Annotated in this window: 18 protein-coding genes; 14 read left to right on the forward strand and 4 right to left on the reverse strand. The window is 28.9% G+C overall.

Annotation, left to right across the window (positions count from 1 at the left end; genetic code table 11):
• Positions 1–138 precede the first annotated feature (138 nt).
• The 3 genes from QOZ84_RS08515 to htrA all read left to right on the forward strand — a co-directional run bounded on the left by QOZ84_RS08515 (position 139) and on the right by htrA (position 4,867).
• Positions 139–1,764 carry a Na/Pi cotransporter family protein gene (locus tag QOZ84_RS08515; RefSeq protein ID WP_284132538.1) on the forward strand — a complete coding sequence of 542 codons (1,626 nt, stop codon included), beginning with the start codon at positions 139–141 and terminating at the stop codon, positions 1,762–1,764.
• Positions 1,765–2,254: 490 nt separating this feature from the next.
• Positions 2,255–3,607 carry a glucose-6-phosphate isomerase gene (locus QOZ84_RS08520; protein ID WP_284132539.1) on the forward strand — a complete coding sequence of 451 codons (1,353 nt, stop codon included), beginning with the start codon at positions 2,255–2,257 and terminating at the stop codon, positions 3,605–3,607.
• A gap of 183 nt (positions 3,608–3,790) precedes the next feature.
• Entirely contained in the window at positions 3,791–4,867 is a 1,077-nt protein-coding gene (gene htrA / locus QOZ84_RS08525) for a serine protease HtrA (protein ID WP_284132540.1), read from the forward strand.
• A 55-nt stretch (positions 4,868–4,922) separates the two neighbouring features.
• Here htrA and feoB read toward each other — a convergent pair whose 3' ends face one another.
• Together feoB and QOZ84_RS08535 are read right to left on the reverse strand one after the other, a co-directional pair.
• Positions 4,923–6,857: a ferrous iron transport protein B gene (gene feoB / locus QOZ84_RS08530; protein WP_284132541.1), complete on the reverse strand. Its 1,935-nt coding sequence runs from the start codon at positions 6,855–6,857 to the stop codon at positions 4,923–4,925.
• 13 nt (positions 6,858–6,870) lie between these two features.
• Positions 6,871–7,089, reverse strand: coding sequence for a FeoA family protein (locus QOZ84_RS08535; RefSeq protein ID WP_284132720.1), 219 nt, complete (start codon positions 7,087–7,089; stop codon positions 6,871–6,873).
• Between the two features lie 202 nt (positions 7,090–7,291).
• Here QOZ84_RS08535 and QOZ84_RS08540 point away from each other — a divergent pair, with 202 nt between their 5' ends.
• The 10 genes from QOZ84_RS08540 to phoU all read left to right on the forward strand — a co-directional run bounded on the left by QOZ84_RS08540 (position 7,292) and on the right by phoU (position 16,382).
• A complete protein-coding gene (locus QOZ84_RS08540) occupies positions 7,292–7,456 on the forward strand; it encodes an aspartyl-phosphate phosphatase Spo0E family protein (protein ID WP_284132542.1) in 165 nt (54 codons plus the stop codon).
• Positions 7,457–7,610: 154 nt separating this feature from the next.
• Positions 7,611–8,456: a mechanosensitive ion channel family protein gene (locus tag QOZ84_RS08545; protein WP_284132543.1), complete on the forward strand. Its 846-nt coding sequence runs from the start codon at positions 7,611–7,613 to the stop codon at positions 8,454–8,456.
• A gap of 57 nt (positions 8,457–8,513) precedes the next feature.
• The gene (locus QOZ84_RS08550; RefSeq protein ID WP_284132544.1) at positions 8,514–9,173 is read left to right on the forward strand and encodes an MgtC/SapB family protein; all 660 of its coding nucleotides are present in this window, start codon (positions 8,514–8,516) and stop codon (positions 9,171–9,173) included.
• A 48-nt stretch (positions 9,174–9,221) separates the two neighbouring features.
• Positions 9,222–10,067, forward strand: coding sequence for a DegV family protein (locus QOZ84_RS08555; protein WP_284132545.1), 846 nt, complete (start codon positions 9,222–9,224; stop codon positions 10,065–10,067).
• A 35-nt stretch (positions 10,068–10,102) separates the two neighbouring features.
• Positions 10,103–11,887, forward strand: coding sequence for an oligoendopeptidase F (gene pepF, locus QOZ84_RS08560; RefSeq protein WP_284132546.1), 1,785 nt, complete (start codon positions 10,103–10,105; stop codon positions 11,885–11,887).
• Between the two features lie 235 nt (positions 11,888–12,122).
• Positions 12,123–12,950 carry a phosphate ABC transporter substrate-binding protein gene (locus QOZ84_RS08565; RefSeq protein ID WP_284132547.1) on the forward strand — a complete coding sequence of 276 codons (828 nt, stop codon included), beginning with the start codon at positions 12,123–12,125 and terminating at the stop codon, positions 12,948–12,950.
• A 221-nt stretch (positions 12,951–13,171) separates the two neighbouring features.
• Positions 13,172–14,092: a phosphate ABC transporter permease subunit PstC gene (pstC, locus tag QOZ84_RS08570; protein ID WP_284132548.1), complete on the forward strand. Its 921-nt coding sequence runs from the start codon at positions 13,172–13,174 to the stop codon at positions 14,090–14,092.
• A 1-nt stretch (position 14,093) separates the two neighbouring features.
• Positions 14,094–14,918, forward strand: coding sequence for a phosphate ABC transporter permease PstA (pstA, locus tag QOZ84_RS08575; protein ID WP_284132549.1), 825 nt, complete (start codon positions 14,094–14,096; stop codon positions 14,916–14,918).
• Between the two features lie 21 nt (positions 14,919–14,939).
• Positions 14,940–15,701 carry a phosphate ABC transporter ATP-binding protein PstB gene (gene pstB, locus QOZ84_RS08580; RefSeq protein ID WP_284132550.1) on the forward strand — a complete coding sequence of 254 codons (762 nt, stop codon included), beginning with the start codon at positions 14,940–14,942 and terminating at the stop codon, positions 15,699–15,701.
• A 27-nt stretch (positions 15,702–15,728) separates the two neighbouring features.
• Positions 15,729–16,382, forward strand: a complete 654-nt coding sequence (gene phoU, locus QOZ84_RS08585; RefSeq protein ID WP_284132551.1) for a phosphate signaling complex protein PhoU — start codon at positions 15,729–15,731, stop codon at positions 16,380–16,382.
• A gap of 85 nt (positions 16,383–16,467) precedes the next feature.
• On the opposite strand, the gene QOZ84_RS08590 is transcribed toward phoU, so the two are convergent.
• A complete protein-coding gene (locus QOZ84_RS08590) occupies positions 16,468–17,145 on the reverse strand; it encodes a Crp/Fnr family transcriptional regulator (RefSeq protein ID WP_284132552.1) in 678 nt (225 codons plus the stop codon).
• A 75-nt stretch (positions 17,146–17,220) separates the two neighbouring features.
• Positions 17,221–17,562, reverse strand: a complete 342-nt coding sequence (locus QOZ84_RS08595) for a rhodanese-like domain-containing protein (RefSeq protein WP_284132553.1) — start codon at positions 17,560–17,562, stop codon at positions 17,221–17,223.
• Between the two features lie 180 nt (positions 17,563–17,742).
• Here QOZ84_RS08595 and cdr point away from each other — a divergent pair, with 180 nt between their 5' ends.
• Complete coding sequence (gene cdr, locus QOZ84_RS08600) at positions 17,743–20,226, forward strand: CoA-disulfide reductase (RefSeq protein ID WP_284132554.1); 2,484 nt, start codon at positions 17,743–17,745, stop codon at positions 20,224–20,226.
• Positions 20,227–20,319: the final 93 nt, after the last annotated feature.

The following is a 20,319-nucleotide window of genomic DNA, read 5'->3' on the forward strand; positions in this document are numbered from 1 at the left end:
ACAAAAATTTAACAAAGTATTAATATGAATTTAATATTTAACACAATCTTAACACAACACCCCTTGTATATTTGATAAAATACAAGGGGTGTTTATTTATAAATAAGAAAGACAACTAATCTTAGGAGGATATTTATTTTGGAAATTATAATAAATCTTATGGGAGGATTAGCTCTTTTCTTATATGGTATGAACCTTATGGGAGATGGGCTACAGAAATCCGCAGGAAGTAAATTAAAAAAGATAATAGAAATGCTTACAAGTAATTTAATAATGGGAGTTTTAGTAGGTGCTCTAGTTACAGCAGTTATACAAAGTTCAAGTGCAACTACAGTTATGGTTGTTGGATTTGTTAATGCAGGAATAATGACACTGACACAAGCGGTAGGAGTTATAATGGGTGCTAATATAGGTACAACTATAACAGCGCAGATAGTGTCACTAGATTTAGCTGGAATGGCTCCATTAGCTTTAGGAATAGGTATGATTTTATATTTATTTGCAAACAAACCAAAGCAAAAGCACTTATCAGAAATACTTATAGGATTTGGGTTATTATTTACAGGTATGGATTTTATGAAAGTAGCAGTAGAGCCCCTAGCAGAGTTTAAAGGGTTTACTGATTTATTACTTACTTTTGGTAAATTTCCTATACTAGGTCTTTTATTAGGATTTGGAATAACAGCGATAGTACAAAGTTCAAGTGCATCAATGGGTATGTTAGTAGCATTAGCATCACAAGGCATAATACCATTAAGTGCTGCACTACCTATATTATATGGACAAAATATAGGAACTTGCGTAACTTCTTTAATATCAAGTGTAGGTGCTAATAAAAATGCTAGAAGAGCAGCTATGATGCATTTAGTATTTAATGTATTAGGAACTGCAATATTCTTGATATTCTTAAGTAAACCAGTAGTTTCAATAGTAACAGCAATGGATCCAGGAAATGTGGCTAGACAATTAGCAAATACTCACACATTATTTAACATCGTGTCAGTAATAGCTTTATTACCGTTTACAAAGTTTATAATAAAAATTGCAATAAAATTAGTTCCAGATAAAAAAACTGATGAAGATGAAGAAACTAAAACAATAAAATACATAGATGATAGAATGATAGAAACACCTACAATAGCACTAGCTAATATAATAAAAGAGACTCTAAGAATGGGTGAGAAAGCTAAAGATAGTTTGAATTTAGCTATGCAAGGACTAATAGAAAAATCTCCTAAAAAGCTAGAAAAATCATTTAAAAGAGAAAAATTATTAAATGAATTACAAAAAATCATATTAAGCTATTTACTAAAGCTTTCTAAAGCATCTTTAGATGAAAATTCTAGGGAAAGTGTAGATATATTATTTAATACGGTAAATGATATAGAAAGAGTAGGAGATCATTCAGAAAATATTGCTGAGTTAGCAGAACTTGCCATAGAATCTGATGTTTCATTCTCAGAAGAAGGAAAAATAGAACTTACAGAAATGTACAATAAAGTCGTGTCTACATATACATATTGCCTAGAAGCTATGAGGACATCAGATGTAGATTTGGCTTGTAAAGTTATAAAAATGGAAGAGCAAGTTAATATGATGGAAAAATCATGCAGAGCAAATCATATGTATAGATTAAATAATAATATATGCAGCATTGATAAAGGCGTTATTTATTTAGATGTAATAATGAACTTAGAAAGAATATCAGACCATGCTGTTAATATAGCTCAACAAGTTATAGCAAGTGAAACAGGAAATAATTAAACAAAAAGTTGTCTCTTATGAGACAACTTTTTGTTTATAGGGATAAATTTTATTATTTGAGCAAATAAAAAAGACTGTTTCCGTTACAGTCTTTAAAAAGTGGGAGTTTTGGGGTTAAATACTATTTAAGGGAGATAGTATTTAATTAATTTTGCTTGATGTCTATTAATCTTGAAATTTATCTTTTCTTGTTGTCTATGTATATAGTATACAATTTTTTGTATTTTATTTCTATAATATAAATATATTTTTATATAAAAAAATTATTTTATCTTATTATTATTAATTTTTCTTAAAAAACAAACAATAAAGATAAAATTTTATTAATTTATTTTATAAAATTCATTTAAAAAGTTAAAATAAATGGATAAGTAATATTTTAAAAGGTTTTGTGATAATCTATAAATACAACTTGTTATTTTTTTGTTAATGTAAATAGCTATTTATGTTATAATTTTAATTAAATAATATAAAGGAAAGAGGTACGTTTATGGGAACTATAAACTTTGACTATAGTAATGCTATAGGATTTTTAAATCAACATGAAATAGACTCTATGCAATCTTATGTAGATGTAGCACACAAGATGGTACATGAAAAAACTGGATTAGGTAATGATTTCTTGGGGTGGGTAGACCTTCCAAATAATTATGATAAAGAAGAATTTGCTAGAATAAAAAAATGTTCAGAAAAAATAAAATCAGATTCAGATGTTTTGTTAGTAATCGGAATAGGCGGATCTTATTTAGGAGCAAGAGCTGCAATTGAGATGGCTAGTCATTCTTTTAGAAATAATTTAAACAAAGAAGACAGAAAATCACCAGAGATATACTATGTTGGAAACAATATAAGCTCAACATACATATTAGATTTATTAGATGTAATAAAAGATAAAGATGTATCTATAAATGTTATCTCAAAATCAGGAACTACTACAGAACCTGCAATAGCATTTAGAATATTTAAAGATTTCGTAGAAAAGAAATATGGAAAAGAAGAAGCAAGTAAAAGAATATATGCAACAACAGATGCTAAAAAAGGTGCTCTTAGAGTATTAGCAGATGAAGAAGGGTATGAAACATTTATAATACCTGATGATGTAGGTGGTCGTTTCTCAGTTTTAACACCAGTAGGGTTATTACCAATAGCTTGTGCTGACTTAGATATCGATGCTATGATGAAAGGTTCTCAAGATGCTTGCAAAAACTTAGCAGTATCTGATTTACAATCTAATCATAGTTACCAATATGCAGTAGCGAGAAACGTTTTGCACAGAAAAGGAAAAGACGTAGAGTTATTAGTTAATTATGAGCCACAATTGCACTATGTAGGTGAATGGTGGAAACAATTATATGGAGAAAGTGAAGGAAAAGATAACAAAGGTATATTCCCTGCTGCAGTAGATTTCTCTACAGACTTACACTCTATGGGTCAATATATACAAGAAGGAAAAAGAATTTTATTTGAAACAGTACTTAACGTACAAAATTCAAAAAGAAACATAACTATCGAAGAAGCTGATGTTGATTTAGATGGATTAAATTACTTAGCTGGAAAAACTGTAGATTTTGTTAATCAAAAAGCTTCACAAGGAACTTTACTTGCACATACAGATGGACAAGTACCTAATCTAATAGTAAATATACCTCAATTAGATGAGTATAACTTTGGATACCTTGTTTACTTCTTTGAAAAATCTTGTGCAATAAGTGGATACTTATTAGGAGTTAATCCATTTGATCAACCAGGAGTGGAAGCATACAAAAAAAATATGTTTGCGCTTTTAGGAAAACCAGGATTTGAAAAAGAAAAAGAAGAATTAGAAAAAAGACTTAATAGTTAAGGTTAAGTTAAGAAAAGAATAATATAATCATCATTAAGATATAGTACTTTTTACTACTTAATGGTGATTTTTTAATACTAAAAATAGTTAAAGTACATTTTGTTATATTTAAAATATAAGAATTGTAAATACTATATCAATATAACAAATAAAAAATAATTTTATTATCTAGGAGGGAATACTTTGGCAAATAAAAGAGGAATAGGACTTATTGTACTAGTTTGTATAATAACAGGAGTTTTAAGTAGCTTACTTACAGTAGTGTTAATGAAAGATGTGGTAGGGAAGAATAATAAGGATAACTCTTCACAAATAGTTGTAAATGATGCAGGAAGAAGTCAAAACATATACCACGCAGTGACAGATAAAGCGATGCCATCAGTAGTAGGAATAACTACAACAACTATAGATAAGAATAATATATTTGCAATACCTACTCAATCACAAGGAGTTGGTACAGGTGTTATAGTAGATGCAAATGGATATATACTTACTAACTCTCATGTAGTATCGGATGGTCAAGCAGTAGATGTTAATGTATTATTCAATGATGGGTCTACAACAAAAGGAAAGGTTTTATGGAATGACGACAAGCTTGACTTGGCAATGGTAAAAGTAGATAAAAGAGGATTAACACCAGCTGAACTAGGAGATAGTGATAAAGTTAGAACTGGAGATATAGCAATAGCAATAGGAAATCCATTAGGTCTTGAATTCCAAAAGAGTGTAACTCAAGGTATAATAAGTGGATTAGATAGAACAATACAAACAGAACAATCTAATATGACTGGACTTATGCAAACAGATGCAAGTATAAACCCCGGAAATAGTGGAGGACCGTTATTAAATGAAAAAGGTCAAGTGATAGGTATTAATACAGCTAAAGCATCACAAGCTGAAGGTTTAGGATTTGCAATACCTGTAAATACAGTTAAGCCAATAGTAGAACAAATAATAAAATCAGGAAACTTTGAAAAAGTAACTTTAGGTATAAAAGGAATAGATTTAGCTATATTTGAAGCGTCAACAGGTACTGACTTAGAAGCAGAAGCAGGCGTTTATATAGCAGAAGTAATGGCAAATACACCTGCACAAAAAGCTGGGATTCAAACAGGAGATGTTATAGTGAAAGTTGGAGATGATAATGTTACAACAATGTCAGACCTTAACAAATCATTATATAAATATTCAGTTGGAGACAAAAGCCAAATAGTGATTAACAGAGGTGGAAAAGAAATTAAAGTAGAAGCTAAATTTTAAAAATATATAAATTAAAAAAGCGTGGATTAAATTTTAAATCCACGCTTTTAATATATTAATTTGCAGCTTTTTGCTTAGTCTCAGATGGGCAACTATTTTTGCTAGAACACCCAGAACATCCACTACAACCATTTGATGTTTGTTTAGATACTAGTTTTTTTAGTACTACAGTTACAGAAATTGCTATTATTAATCCACCAATTAAAAGTTCTATTAAAGATCCAGATTGATGCATAAATAATGAATTTCCGATTACATTAACAATAAATGCTGCAACCCAAGCAAGAATAAATTGATAACTAAATGATATAAACATCATTTTATTTCCATATTCTTTTCTCATAGTTGCAAGAGCAGCCATACAAGGTGTGTATAGTGCAGAGAATACTAAAAATGCGTAAGCACTAACACCAGTAAATACTGTTGGAAGAACTGTATTTAAATCACCGTAAAGTACATTCATAGTATTTACAACTATTTCTTTTGCACCAAGCCCAGATAATATAGCAACTGAAGCTCTCCAGTCCCCAAATCCTAAAGGAGCAAATATAGGAGCAATAAGGTCTCCACAATAAGCTAAGAAACTATCATTTAGATTTTCAGTGAATCCATTAAGATTAAATGATGAAAGAAGCCATATAACAACTGACATTGCAAACATTACAGTAACAACTCTTGATAAAAATCCTTTAGATTTGCTCCAAGTGTTTTTAAAAAGAGCATCTATAGTAGGCATTTTATATTCTGGAAGTTCTAATATAAAAGGTTCAACTTCATTTTTAAAAGTACTCTTATTTAAGACTAGAGCAATTAATATAGCAACTACTATACCTAATAAATAAAGAGATGTAGTAACTAAAGCAGCATTAGCAGGGAAAAATATTGCTACAAATACCGCATAAATAGGTAGTCTTGCACTACAAGTCATAAGTGGGGCTATAAGAGCTGTTATTTTTCTATCTTTTTCACTTTCTAAAGTTCTAGTAGCCATTATTGCTGGAGATGAACACCCAAGTCCCATAACCATAGGTATAAATGCTTTACCAGACAAACCAACTTTTCTCATTATGTTATCCATTAAAAATGCTGTTCTTGACATATATCCACTATCTTCAAGTATAGATATTCCAAAGAATAAAGTAAATATTAGAGGGAAAAATGGTAGAGTACCTCCAACACCGCCAACTATACCGTCTAGAATTAGTGATTTAAACCAAGGGCTAGAATTTACCAATAAACCATCAAGCGGAGTAGCTATATAAGTTTCAATAAGTGTAGCTAAGCCTTCTTGCAGAGGTCCACCAACCCAATCAAAAGTAAACTTAAATAGAATTAATAAAGCGCCTATAAATATAGGGTAAGCTAAAATTGGATTTAAAACTATATCATCAACTCTATCACTTATAGATTTCTTTTGATTTGAAGAAGTTTGGCTACAGTTTTCTAATATAGCTTCTAACATTTTATATGTTTGTACTTCAGATCCAAAATCAGTAGGATATTCAAATTTGCTATCAACTGCATTTCTTATTGATATAGATATTTTATCAATACCATTTTTCTTTTTAGCTATTATTGGAACTACTACTACATTAAGTTCTTTTCCTAATTTTTCAGCGTCAATTTTTATACCTTTAGATTCCGCTATATCTAACATATTAAGTAGTAGAACTATTGGTTTATTAAATTTCATAAGCTGAGTTGTTAAATATAGATTTCTAGATAAGTTAGATGCATCAACTACATTAACTATAACGTCTACATCTCCATTTTCTAAAAAATCTTTTGATACTTTTTCTTCATTTGAGAAAGTATCCATTGCATATATACCAGGTAAATCTATAATTTTTATATCTTTATCTAAAATTCCCTCTTTTTTATCAATAGTAACCCCAGGCCAGTTTCCAACGTATTGATTAGATCCTGTAAGTAAATTGAAAACAGTAGTTTTTCCAACGTTAGGGTTACCAAGTAATGCTACGTTAATCATATATTTTCCTCCCTTACTTTAACGCGATGTTTTTAGCATCAGATTTTCTAATAGCAAGATCAAATCCTCTAAATCTTACTACAATTGGGTCACCAAGTGGAGCAACCTTTTTAACTTCTATTTCCGTATCATCTATACATCCTAAAGCAAGTAATCTCTTTGCTAATTTTGCATTTCCGTTTATATTATTAATAATACCTTTTTGGCCTATTCTTAAGTCGTAAACAGTCATCATTAACACCTCCTAATGAAATTCATTATCAATAAGATAAGTATAACAATAATGATATTAACTGTCAACTAACAATGAGTATTTATATATCATTTAATAAGTTTATATATGGTAATTTACAAATAACTATTATTGACAAATTAGAGAAAAATTTGTTATTATGTATATAAAGATAGACAATTTTGTAATAGTGGTGATCATTATGGTGAGTAGCGAGATAGAAGATTTAAAAAGGGAAATAGAAGCATTAAGAGATGAAATTAATACTTACATAGAATATCCAGAAATATTTAAAGAAGAATTAGTTGATTCTAGTGGTAAGATAGACATTTTAATAAACAAATATATGAGTTTAAGTAGTAAATAACCCACATATGTGGGTTTTTTTACGTTTTATATTAACTTAGCATATAAATTAGAAGTGTAGCTTAATATTGAATAGCTTAAGCTTAAAGTGAGAATATTAAATAACTAGAAGAGATTTACTATGAAAATTTAGATATTTAAGGAAGCGATTTATTATGTTAAGTAAAATTATAAATTCTATTTTTATTATAATAATTTCATACATTGTCCTAAAGATAATACATTATCTTTTAGCTAAGCTATTCAAATTCACTAGATTTGATACAAGATATGAAAATACGCTCTTTAGTGTATTTACATCAATTTCTTATTATATTATATTGACAATAAGCATAATATTAGTACTTAGAGAATTTCAAATAGTTGATGTAACTAAATTTGGAACGCTGGTAACTGGAGCAAGTATAGTTGGATTAATTGCTGGTGTTGCATCTCAAAGTATATTAAAAGATATATTTAATGGATTTTTTGTATTATTTGAAAAACAGTTACAAGTTGGTGACTTTGTTGTAATAAATGAACTTTTTAGAGGTACTGTAGAAGAGATAGGAATTAGAAGTACTAGTCTAAGAGATTGGGATTTAAAAAGAATAACTGTTCCAAATGGAAGTATAACTAGTATAAGGAATTACAGTAAAGAAAAAATGAGAGTAGTAGCTCACGTAAGAGTATCTTATGAAGAAGATCCTACAAAGGTGTTAGGGGCATTAGAAGAAGTATGTGGTATAATGAATGAAACATATAAGGATTATTTGTGGAAATCTAAATGTGGTGAAGTTTGTAGTCCATTTAAGATATATGGGGTAACCGATATAGAAGATAATCCAGTTGGAGCGAAGTATACAATTACTGGAGTTGTACAATCGTATAAATACTTTTCTGCGCTTAGGGATACTAAGTTACAAATATTAATAGTATTTAAAAAGAACGATGTACATGTAGCATATCCTACACATATAAATATATTATATCATGATGATACTAATCAAAAAGAGCTATAAATTTTAGCTCTTTTATACATTTAATTGTAAAATAGGGGGGAGATTAATATTATAGGTATGGTAAGTAATAAAGAGATAATAATAAGATTATTGATAGCCTTAATTATGGGAGGACTGACAGGTCTAGAAAGAGAAAAATCACATCAGTTTGCAGGATTTAGGACTCATATATTAGTTTCAGTAGGTTCATGCATTACAGCACTAACATCTCTAGCATTATTTCATGATTACAGTTCATATGCAAATATGGATCCTGCGAGATTGACGGCACAAGTGTTATCAGGAATAGGTTTTTTGGGGGCTGGAGCAATTTTAAAGACATCTAATGGAATAAGAGGGCTAACTACAGCTGCAGGAATATGGGCAACTGCATGTATAGGCATTACTGTAGGATATGGGTACTATGTACTAAGTATATCTGCATGGTTATTTGTAATGATAACTCTTTATATTTTAAAGAATATAGACAGCGTTTTGTTTAGAAAAAAGCAAACCATATTTAATGTTAAGGTAAGTAATATAAATACAATATCTATGCTATATGGAAAATTTGAAAAATCTCAGATTGATGTAAAAAATATAGATATAGAAGATGAAGGCGAAAATTCTTGGAAAGTAAGTTTTTTCATAGTTTATGATAGAAGAATAATAATAGAAGAGCTAGTAAAAGAATTAAATAAATCAAAAAATATAATAAGTGTAGATTATTTACTATAAAATAATATAAAATAAGAGATAATTAGAATTGAAGTTGAGGTGTGTGAATTGAAAAAAAACATAAAAATAATAACAGACGGCTCGTGTGATTTCCCGCAGGAAATACTGGATAGAGTAAAACCAAGCATAGTAGGGATAAATGTGGCTTTTGGAGAAGAACATTATATTGGTGGTGTAGAAATAGATGAAGAAACTTTCTATAATAAGATGAGAGGTTGTAAGGAATTACCTAAAACTTCAAGCCCTTCACCAGAACGATTTTTAGAAATGTATAATTGCGAAGAAGAAGAAATTTTAGTGTTTACATTAACATCAAAATTATCAAGTACGTATTCTAGTGCTGTTTTAGCTAAAAACATGTATTTAGAAGATAATCCAGGTAAAAGAATTGAAGTTATAGATAGTCAAAGTGGATCGATTGGTGTTGCTTTAATGATTTTAAAATGTAGTGAATTAATTGAGAGCGGAAAAACTATGGATGAAATATTAAGTTACATAGAAAAATTTAAAGAAGAAATAATTTTCTTTGGAGCATTAGATACATTAGAAAATGCTATAAAGGGTGGAAGAGTTAATGCACTAGCAGGTAAACTTATAAACGCACTAAATTTCAAAGTTATAATAAAGATAGAAGATGGATTAGTTAAACCTATAGATAAAGCTAGGGGTGGAAGCAATAGTTTAAAGAAAGCACTTGAATATGTTCAAAATAATGTAAATAATCAAATTCAAAGAACAGCTATAATAGGTCACGCTAATTGTCCGGATAAAGCTATGAAAATTAAAAAGATTTTAGAAGAAAATTTAAATTTTAAGGAAATACTAATAGCAGGCATTGGACCTATAATGGGAACTTTCACATCAGAGGGAGCAATATTAGTATCTGTTTTATAATTTAAATAAAATTTTTTGATAAAAGGAGCGAAATCATGGGAATAGATAGAAGTAAAATAGAAGAAAAATTTAAATGGCAAATAGAAAAAATGTATGAAAGCAAAGAAGCCGTAGAAAAAGATATACAACAAGTAAAAGAGCTTATATCTAAGACTAAAGAGTACAAAGGTAAACTTGGTGATAGTTGGGAAAACTTATATGAAGCCTTAAATGTATCTGAAAAGGTTTCTCAAATATTACAAAATTTATATGTATATACTCATATGAAACAACATGAGGATACTAGAATAAATGAAAATCAAGCACTTGCTACAAAAACAGACATGCTATCAACAGAATTATCAATGGCAACATCATATTTAGTTCCAGAATTATTAAGTATTGATGATGAAAAATTAAAAGAATTCTTAAAAAATGAAAAGTTAGATTTTTATAAAAAACATATAGAAGATATATTAAGAGAGAAACCTCATACTTTAAATGAAAGAGAAGAAGAGATATTAGCGGCAACATCTGATTTATCAGGAATAGCTGAGAATGTTTATGAGATGTTGTCATTTGCAGACTTAGAGTTTCCAGAAATAGAAGATGAGCAAGGTAATAAAGTAAAACTTACTCAATCTAACTATTCATTGTTCTTAAAAAGCAAAAATCCAAAAGTTAGAAAAGAAGCATTTGATGCTACTTATTTAGTTTATGGAAAATATAAAAATACTTTTGCATCAACTTTATATGGTGGAATAAAATCAGAAATATTCTATGCTAAGATAAGAAAATATGAATCTGCACTACAATCGTCTTTATTCCAAGATGATATAAGTGTAGATGTATATAATAACCTTATATCTGCTGTAGATGAGAACTTAGATTCTTTAAACAAATATATAAACTTAAGAAAGAAATTTTTAGGATTAGATGAGTTACATATGTATGATTTATATGTACCATTAACAGATAAATTTGATATGAAGATAACTTATGAACAAGCTCAAGAAATAATAATTAAAGCATTGAGCCCTCTTGGAGATGAATATTTAAGCTTAATCAAAAGAGCGTTTGATGAAAGATGGATAGATGTATACGAAAATGAAGGTAAGCAAGGTGGAGCATATTCTTGGGGTAGTTATGATTCTAACCCATATATATTAATGAATTATAACGATGATCTTAATTCTTTATTTACTTTAATACATGAATTAGGTCACTCAATGCATAGCTATTATTCAAAACATAATCAACCTTATCTATATTCAAGTTACAAAATATTTGTAGCAGAGGTTGCGTCTACATTAAACGAGCTACTTTTGATTAATTACTTATTAGAAAACTCTAAATCTAAACAAGAAAAAATATATTTATTAAACTATTATTTAGAACAGTTTAGAACTACAGTATATAGACAAACTATGTTTGGCGAATTTGAAAAATTAACTCATGAAAGCGTAGAGGCTGGAGAGCCTTTAACTGCACAAGAGTTTACAAGCATATATTATAAATTAAATGAAAAATATTATGGTAAATCAACTATAGTAGATGAAGAGATTGGACTTGAGTGGGCTAGAATACCACACTTCTATTCAAACTTCTATGTATATAAATATGCAACAGGATTCTCTGCTGCTAGTGCATTAAGTCAACAAATATTAGAAGAAGGCCAATCAGCAGTGGATAGATATATAACATTTTTAAAAAGTGGTGGATCTGATTATCCATTGAATCAGTTAAGAGCAGCTGGTGTTGATATGGAGAAAAAAGAATCAATAGATGAGGTGCTTAAAAGATTTAGCAATTTAGTAGATGAGTTAGAAAAAGAATATTAAAGGTAAATAATATATTTTAAAGAGAAAATCGCAAAATGGTTTATATCATTAAGTGATTTTCTTTTTTTCATATTTAAATTATATGTATTTAAATATTTCCGATTTTTACACGATTTTAACACACTTTACTTTCAATTAACCTGTTTATAATATTCACTTAACATAAAAACTGTATTATTAAGTTGTAATAACAAAGAATATTATAAAAATTAAGATATAAGCGGAGGTACAAAGTATGTTTAAAAAGAAAATAGCAACATTACTAGCAAGTACTGTATTAATAGGAAGTTTAGCTGTAGGATGTGGATCTAGCTCATCAAATAATGATGCATCAAAAGTTACTGTATCAGGGTCAACTTCAGTTGGGCCAGCAATGGAATCAATAGCGGAAAAATTCCAAGAAAAAAATAAAGATATAGCTGTAGAGATACAACAGGTAGGTTCATCAGCAGGAATAAAAAATGCAATTGAAGGAACTTCACAAATAGGTATGACATCAAGAGACTTAAAAGATGAAGAGAAAAATGCTGGATTAAAAGAAACTCAAATAGCACTTGATGGTATAGCAATAATAACTCATAAAAATAATGAAGTAAAAGACTTAACAATAGATCAAATAAAAGGTATATATACAGGAAAGATAACTAATTGGAAACAGGTTGGAGGAAAAGATACTCCAATAGTAGTGTTGTCTAGAGAAGATGGTTCGGGAACTAGAGATGGATTCCAAGACAAGCTAGGATTTAAATCAGAAGAATTAATTAAAGAAGCTCAAATAAGTGATGGTTCAGGAAATATAAAAAGTACAGTTGCAGGAAATAAAAATGCAATAGGATACATATCATTTGGATATGTTGATGATTCAGTAAATAAATTAAAAGTTGGTGGAGTAGCATTAACTCCTGAAAATGTTAAAGCAAATAAATACACTATGGCAAGACCATTTATATTAGTTAATAAAGAAGATGCTATGACTGAACAATCAACTAAATTAATAGATTTTATATTAAGTGATGAAGGTCAAAAAATAATGGAAGAACAAGGCTTTATAAGTGTAAAATAAATATTAGTATTAAAAAGCACATCGAAAGATGTGTTTTTTTATTTTATATATTAAAAAAGTAAAGTTTATGTTAAAAATTTAAATACAATTTTACGCTAGCTTAACCTAAACCTAATATGGATTTAACGTTTGAGAGTTATTATAAACTTATAGCAAGTGAATTCGCAATAATTAATAAGGAAAATTATTTATAATAGTAAGATATTTTGAGGAGGATTTTTATGTTAATGAAGTCTCAAGCAGTAGAAATAGAGAGAAGAGACAATAAAGAGGGCAATAAAAACAAATATATAGCTGAAAAAGTAGCAAAAAATGTATTTATGGCAAGTGCATTAATAGCGGTTATAAGTTTACTTTTAATAATAGGGTTTGTATTCTATAAAGGATTAACACCATTTTTATTTAAAGGATACTCATTTACAGAATTTATAATGGGTTCAGATTGGGTACCAAGTGCAGATAAATTTGGAATATCATCTATGGTAGCTGCATCAATATTAGCTACAATAGGAGCATTATTAATAGGAGTACCAGTAGGAATATTAACTGCAGTATTTATTGCAGAAGTAGCTCCTAAGAAATTAGCTAAAATAATATCACCAGCAGTAGAATTATTAGCAGGTATACCATCAGTTTTATATGGAGTATTTGGATTAGCAGTTATAGTACCGGCTATACAAAATGTATTTAACCTTCCAAAAGGTCAAAGTCTTTTTGCAGTAATAATTGTTTTAGCAGTAATGATGTTACCAACAATAATATCAGTATCAGAAACTGCTATAAAAGCAGTACCACAAGCGTTTAAAGAAGGATCATTAGCACTAGGTGCTTCAAAAATAGAAACTATATTTAAAGTTGTATTACCAGCTGCAAAATCTGGAATATTAGCGGCAGTTGTATTAGGCGTAGGTAGAGCATTAGGTGAAACTATGGCAGTAATACTTGTAGCAGGAAATTCGCCAGTAATGCCAACATCTATAATGGATAGTGTAAGACCTCTTACTACTAACATAGCGTTAGAAATGGGATATGCATTTGGAACTCATCAAGAGATGTTATTTGCAACAGGAGTTGTATTATTCACATTTATATTAATATTAAACATAGTATTAAACAAACTTTCAAACAAGGCGGTAGATTAGTATGAGAAAGTTAAAGGAAAATATATTAAAATTATTAGTTTATTTATCAGCGGCATTTACAGTTACTACATTAGTAGTAATAGTTGGATATATATTTGTACAAGGAATAGGTGGTATAAACCCAACTTTCTTATTTAGTGATTATTCATCATCAGGAGATGGTGGAATATTACCTATGATAGTTACTACATTATATACAGTAGCACTTTCAATAGCAGTAGCAACTCCAATAGGAGTACTAGCAGCAATTTATTTACAAGAATATGCTAAAAAAGGAAAGATGGTAACAGCAATAAGATTTGCAACTGAAAGTTTGGCAGGAATACCATCAATAATATACGGATTATTTGGAGGAATATTCTTCGTAGTTACATTAGGTATGAGGTATTCAATATTATCGGGATCGCTTACAGTAGCAATAATAATATTGCCAGTAATAATTAGAACTACAGAAGAAGCATTAAAAACAGTACCACAAAGTTATAGAGAAGCATCATTAGCTTTAGGTTCAACTAAGTTTCAAACACTATATAAAGTTGTATTACCAAGTGCAATACCTGGTATATTATCAGGGCTTATATTATCGGTTGGGCGTGTTATAGGAGAATCAGCAGCAATATTATTAACTGCTGGAACAGTAGCTCAAATGCCTGGTGGAATATTTGATAGTGCAAGAACTTTGACTGTTCACGCATATTTATTAACAAAAGAAAAAGGCGATATATCAGGAGCAGCAAGTATAGGGATTGTACTAATAATAATGGTTTTATTATTAAATACGATAGCTAAGGTTATAGCAAAGAAATTAAATAAAGCAAACTATTAATAAATTTTATGAGGTGTAAAAATGAATTCAAATAATATAAAATTAAGTATAAATAAGTTAGATTTATTTTACGGAGATAATCAAGCTTTAAAAAATATAAAAATGGATATAAAAGAAAAAAAAGTAACTGCATTGATAGGACCTTCAGGATGTGGAAAATCAACATTTTTAAGAACTTTAAACAGAATGAATGACCTTATAGAAAATGTAACTATAAAAGGACAAATAGAGGTTGACGGTGAAGATATATATAAGAGTAATGATGTTATAAAATTAAGAACTAAAGTGGGTATGGTATTCCAAAAGCCAAATCCGTTCCCAATGAGTATATATGATAATGTGTCATATGGACCTCGTACACAGGGTATAAAGGATAAGAAAAAATTAGATAAAATAGTAGAAGAAAGTTTAAAAGGAGCTGCTATATGGGATGAAGTTAAAGATAGACTAAAATCATCTGCCCTAGGTTTATCAGGAGGTCAACAACAACGTATATGTATAGCTAGAGCAATAGCTATGAAGCCAGAAGTTATACTTATGGATGAGCCTACATCAGCATTAGACCCAATATCAACTTCTAAGGTGGAAGAATTAATAGAGTCTTTAAAAGATGATTATACAATAGTTATAGTTACTCATAACATGCAACAAGCTGCTCGTATATCTGATGACACAGCATTTTTCTTAAATGGAGAAGTAGTAGAATTTAGCGACACTAAAACTATGTTTACAAATCCAGATGATAAGCGTACAGAAGATTATATAACAGGAAGATTTGGATAAACTAAAAAGAATAAAAGGGGTTTTAAGATGGTTAATACAAACTTAGAATTAAGCATAAATACACTAAAACAATACACTATTACTATGATAGCTAGGTGTGAAGAAGCAATATCTAATTCAGTTGAATATATGGTAAATAAAGACTTAGAAGGATCTAGAAAAATTATAGAAAAAGATGATGAAATCGACAAACTAAGAGAATATATAAGAGATAGAAGTATAGAGTTAATAGCACTAAGACAACCAATGGCTAAGGATTTAAGATATATATATGCACTAGGGAATATAGCTATAGAATTAGAGAGAATAGGCGATTATGCAGTAAATATAGCATTAGAAACTTTAAAAATAGGAAATGAGGAATACATAAAATCATTAGTAGATATTCCTAAAATGGCTCAGGAATGCAAAAATATGCTTGCTGATGTTTCAATAGCATTAGAAAATGAAGATGCAAAATTATGTTATGAAATTGCTTCAAGAGATGATAAAATAGATGATTTATATGATCAAATTCATATCGATTGTTTAAAAGTAATGAATGAAAAAAAGGGTACAATAACTCAAGGTGTAAGGCTTTTATTTGTAGGAAGATATTTAGAAAGAACGGGTGACCATATTACAAATGTATGTGAAAAAGTAATATATGCAATAGATGGAGATATGGTAGAAATAGGATAAATATTATATTTTGGTTACAAAATTAATGAGGTAGTATATCTTAATGATTAAGTTCATTTTGAAATACTACCTCTATTTGCTTTGATTATTTACTTAATAATTTTAATTTTTCAAGATCTATTATTTTTATATTTCCTCTTGAAACTTCGACTATCTGGTCATTTTCAAATTTCTTAAGCATACGGCTTATAACTTCTCTAGCAGAACCTAAATTATTAGCAATAGCATCATGCGTCATATTAATATTTATAGAATCATTTAAATAATATTGATTTATTAAAAAACTAGCCAATCTATTGTCTAAATTAAAAAATACTACTTGTTCAAGTACCCACATAATTTCAGATAGCTTGTCTTGAGTTAAAGTAAGCAAGAAGTTTTGAATGCTAATGTTTTTATTAGAAAGTTCTTTAAAAAACTTACTATCAATTACGATAACAGTACAATCTTTTTCTGCTTGAAGATTTATGTCATAAGCAAGATTTTGATATACGCATGATGATGATAGCATACAAATATCACGCTCAAATAACCTGAAAAGTGTAATTTCTTTTCCAAAGTTTGAAGACATAAAGCTTCTAAGTTGCCCACTTAAAACTAATACAATTCCAGTGCACGTTGAATTTTTGGAATGAACTAGTTCGCCCTTACTATATTTTTGTATATAACTTGCAGAAATAAGGTCTTTGAGTTCATCTTCAGATAAATCATTGAAAAATGGCAAGTTATCTTTAAAATAAAATTCTGTATTTAAATAAGTCATACAATCACATCCTAAGTTAATTACTTTATTTATATTGTAAACTTAAAATTATTTTTTTTATATAGAATAAATGATTTATTTTTTCTTTGATATATAACTAGATATTCCACCTTTTAGGTTATAAATATTATTAAATTCATTTTTAGATAATATTTTTGAAGCTGAGTAACTTCTAGCACCTGAAGCACAATATACAATTATTTTAGAATCTTTATATAAATCTAAGGTATCTAATCTAGACTTTAATTCATGCACAGGTATATTTTTAGATTTTGGAATATGGAAAGAATTATATTCACCAACACTTCTCACATCTAATATTAATACATTTTTATTATTCTTTAAAATTGAATTTAGCTCTAATCCATCAATATCTTCGTGTTTGCTGCTTTGGAAAAGTTGTGATAAAAAACTCATATTATTTTCTCCTTTTAATTATATATTTTGTTCATATTTCTATGTTTTTATTATAAATTAAAAAATAAAAATGATATGTGACTAAGTTACTGAATAAAAAATGAGTTTAGCGTATAATAAAAATATGTTAAAAAAATATCGAATTTAGTAATCTACACTATATAAAAAGGAGATAATTTTATGAATAAAAAAATTATTATAGTAGGTGGAGTTGCAGGTGGAGCGTCAGCCGCTACGAGATTAAGACGTTTAGATGAGAATGCTCAAATTGTAATGTTTGAAAAGGGTGAATATATATCATTTGCAAATTGTGGTCTTCCATATTATATAGGGGGGACTATAAATGAAAGAGAAAAATTAATAGTTCAAACTGTAGAAGCTATGAGTTCAAAATTTAATTTAGACATAAGAAACTTAAGTGAAGTTGTAAATATAGATAAAGAAAATAAAAAAGTAAGTGTAAAAAATCATAAAACAGGTGAAACTTACGAGGAAAGTTATGATGTATTAGTGCTTTCTCCAGGGGCAAATCCTATAAAGCCACCTATTAAAGGGATAAATGAATGTGACAATTTATTTACACTTAGAAATATACCAGATACAGATAAAATTAAATCATATGTAGAAGAAAATAAACCAAAGCATGCAGTAGTTATTGGTGGAGGATTTATAGGTCTTGAAATGGCAGAAAATCTTCATGATCTTGGAATAAAGCTTACATTAGTAGAAGCAGGAGATCAAGTTATGGCTCCGCTAGATATAGAAATGGTAAGTATTATACATGAACATTTAATAGATAAAAATGTAGAATTAATTTTAAAAGATGGTGTAAAGTCATTTAGTAGTAATGGTAAAAAAGTAATATTATCTAGTGGAAAACAAATAGAAACAGACATGATAATATTATCTATTGGAGTTAAGCCAGAAACTACGATAGCAAAAGAAGCAGGGCTTAAATTAAATGAAAGAGGAGCCATAGTAGTTAATGATCATATGAAAACTTCAGATGACAGCATATATGCACTTGGAGATGCAATAGAAGTAATGGACTTTGTAAACAAGAAGCCTACAATGATACCACTTGCTTGGCCTGCAAATAGACAAGGAAGATTAGTTGCTGATAATATATGCGGAAAAGATGTAGCTTATAAAGGTACATTAGGTTCATCAGTAGCTAAAGTATTTGATTATACAGTAGCAACTACTGGAAATAATGAGAAAATACTAAAAAGACTAGGTATAGATTATGAAGTTGTTCATATACATCCAGGTTCACATGCAGGATATTATCCAGGGGCATTTCCAATATCTATTAAGATGACTTTTGATCCTAATAGTGGGAAAATATTTGGAGCTCAAGGAGTAGGTATAGATGGAGTTGAAAAACGTATAGATGTATTGGCTACAGCTATAAAAGGTGGTCTTAATGTATTTGATTTACAGGATGTGGAGACTTGCTATGCACCTCCATATAATTCAGCTAAAGACCCTGTCAATATGTTGGGATACTATGCATCTAACATTATAGACGGAATAGTAGATATTGTACAATGGAGTGAAATTGATAACATATTAGAATCTGGTGGAGTAATAATAGATGTACGAGAAGAATTTGAAATAGTAACAGGACAAATACCTAATTCAATTCATATACCACTAGGTCAATTAAGAGATAGATTAGATGAAGTTCCAAAAGATAAAAAAATATATGCTACTTGTCAAGTTGGACTTAGAGGATATATTGCTTGTAGAATACTAGAGCAGCACAAAATTAAGTGCACCAATATAGATGGAGGAGTAAAAACTTATCTAACTGTAAAAAGAGCAGAAGAAAGTATTTGTAAGCAAAGTGAAAAAATAAATATAAATAGCGAGGAAACTAAGATGGATATGGAAAACTTAGATATAACGCAAATAAACGCAAATGTTACATTAGATGCTTGTGGACTTCAATGTCCAGGTCCAATAAGAAGGGTCTTTGAAGAAATAAATAAAATGCAAGAAGGACAAATATTAGAAGTTAGAGCAAGTGATCCAGGATTTAGTAAAGATATACAATCTTGGTGTGAAAAAACAAGAAACACATTAGTAAAAGCTGAATTTGATAAATCTAAAAAAGCATTTGTTGCATATATCAAAAAAGGAAATACTGTATTAAATGTAAACCCATCTTGTAGTATAAGTCAAAATGGCAAAAATGGAGCTACATTAGTAGTATTTAGTGGAGATTTAGACAAAGCAATAGCATCATTTATAATTGCAACTGGAGCAGCATCTATGGGAAAAGAAGTAACAATGTTTTTCACATTCTGGGGGCTTAATATATTAAAAAGAAAAGATAAGCCAAATGTATCAAAAGATACTATGGAAAAAATGTTTGATGTTATGTTACCATCTCATACAGGAAAATTACCATTATCTCAAATGAATATGGGTGGAATGGGTCCTAAAATGATAAACCAAATAATGAAAAAACACAATGTTGATGATTTAGATACTTTAATAAAAAATGCTATGGATATGGGTGTTAAAGTTGTAGCATGTGCTATGAGTATGGATTTAATGGGTATAAAGGCAGAAGAATTTATAGATGGAGTTGATTTAGGTGGAGTAGCTTCATATTTAGGTGCTACTGAAGATTCTGGATTAAACTTATTTGTATAATTAAATATAAAATATATTTTTAAAGAAAATTATCTGTGATAATATCACAGATAATTTTCTTTATTTGTTATAAACTATAAACATAATAAAAAA

Source organism: Romboutsia sedimentorum (assembly GCF_030131845.1).
GTDB lineage: Bacteria > Bacillota > Clostridia > Peptostreptococcales > Peptostreptococcaceae > Romboutsia_D > Romboutsia_D sedimentorum.

Excerpts from the sequence above, each read along its gene's own strand:
- QOZ84_RS08520 (WP_284132539.1), top strand. The coding sequence starts at position 2,255 with ATGGGAACTATAAACTTTGACTATAGTAATGCTATAGGATTTTTAAAT.
- feoB (WP_284132541.1), bottom strand. The coding sequence starts at position 6,857 with ATGATTAACGTAGCATTACTTGGTAACCCTAACGTTGGAAAAACTACT.
- QOZ84_RS08535 (WP_284132720.1), bottom strand. The coding sequence starts at position 7,089 with ATGACTGTTTACGACTTAAGAATAGGCCAAAAAGGTATTATTAATAAT.
- QOZ84_RS08540 (WP_284132542.1), top strand. The coding sequence starts at position 7,292 with ATGGTGAGTAGCGAGATAGAAGATTTAAAAAGGGAAATAGAAGCATTA.
- QOZ84_RS08545 (WP_284132543.1), top strand. The coding sequence starts at position 7,611 with ATGTTAAGTAAAATTATAAATTCTATTTTTATTATAATAATTTCATAC.
- QOZ84_RS08550 (WP_284132544.1), top strand. The coding sequence starts at position 8,514 with ATGGTAAGTAATAAAGAGATAATAATAAGATTATTGATAGCCTTAATT.
- pepF (WP_284132546.1), top strand. The coding sequence starts at position 10,103 with ATGGGAATAGATAGAAGTAAAATAGAAGAAAAATTTAAATGGCAAATA.
- QOZ84_RS08565 (WP_284132547.1), top strand. The coding sequence starts at position 12,123 with ATGTTTAAAAAGAAAATAGCAACATTACTAGCAAGTACTGTATTAATA.
- pstC (WP_284132548.1), top strand. The coding sequence starts at position 13,172 with ATGTTAATGAAGTCTCAAGCAGTAGAAATAGAGAGAAGAGACAATAAA.
- pstA (WP_284132549.1), top strand. The coding sequence starts at position 14,094 with ATGAGAAAGTTAAAGGAAAATATATTAAAATTATTAGTTTATTTATCA.
- pstB (WP_284132550.1), top strand. The coding sequence starts at position 14,940 with ATGAATTCAAATAATATAAAATTAAGTATAAATAAGTTAGATTTATTT.
- phoU (WP_284132551.1), top strand. The coding sequence starts at position 15,729 with ATGGTTAATACAAACTTAGAATTAAGCATAAATACACTAAAACAATAC.
- QOZ84_RS08590 (WP_284132552.1), bottom strand. The coding sequence starts at position 17,145 with ATGACTTATTTAAATACAGAATTTTATTTTAAAGATAACTTGCCATTT.
- QOZ84_RS08595 (WP_284132553.1), bottom strand. The coding sequence starts at position 17,562 with ATGAGTTTTTTATCACAACTTTTCCAAAGCAGCAAACACGAAGATATT.
- cdr (WP_284132554.1), top strand. The coding sequence starts at position 17,743 with ATGAATAAAAAAATTATTATAGTAGGTGGAGTTGCAGGTGGAGCGTCA.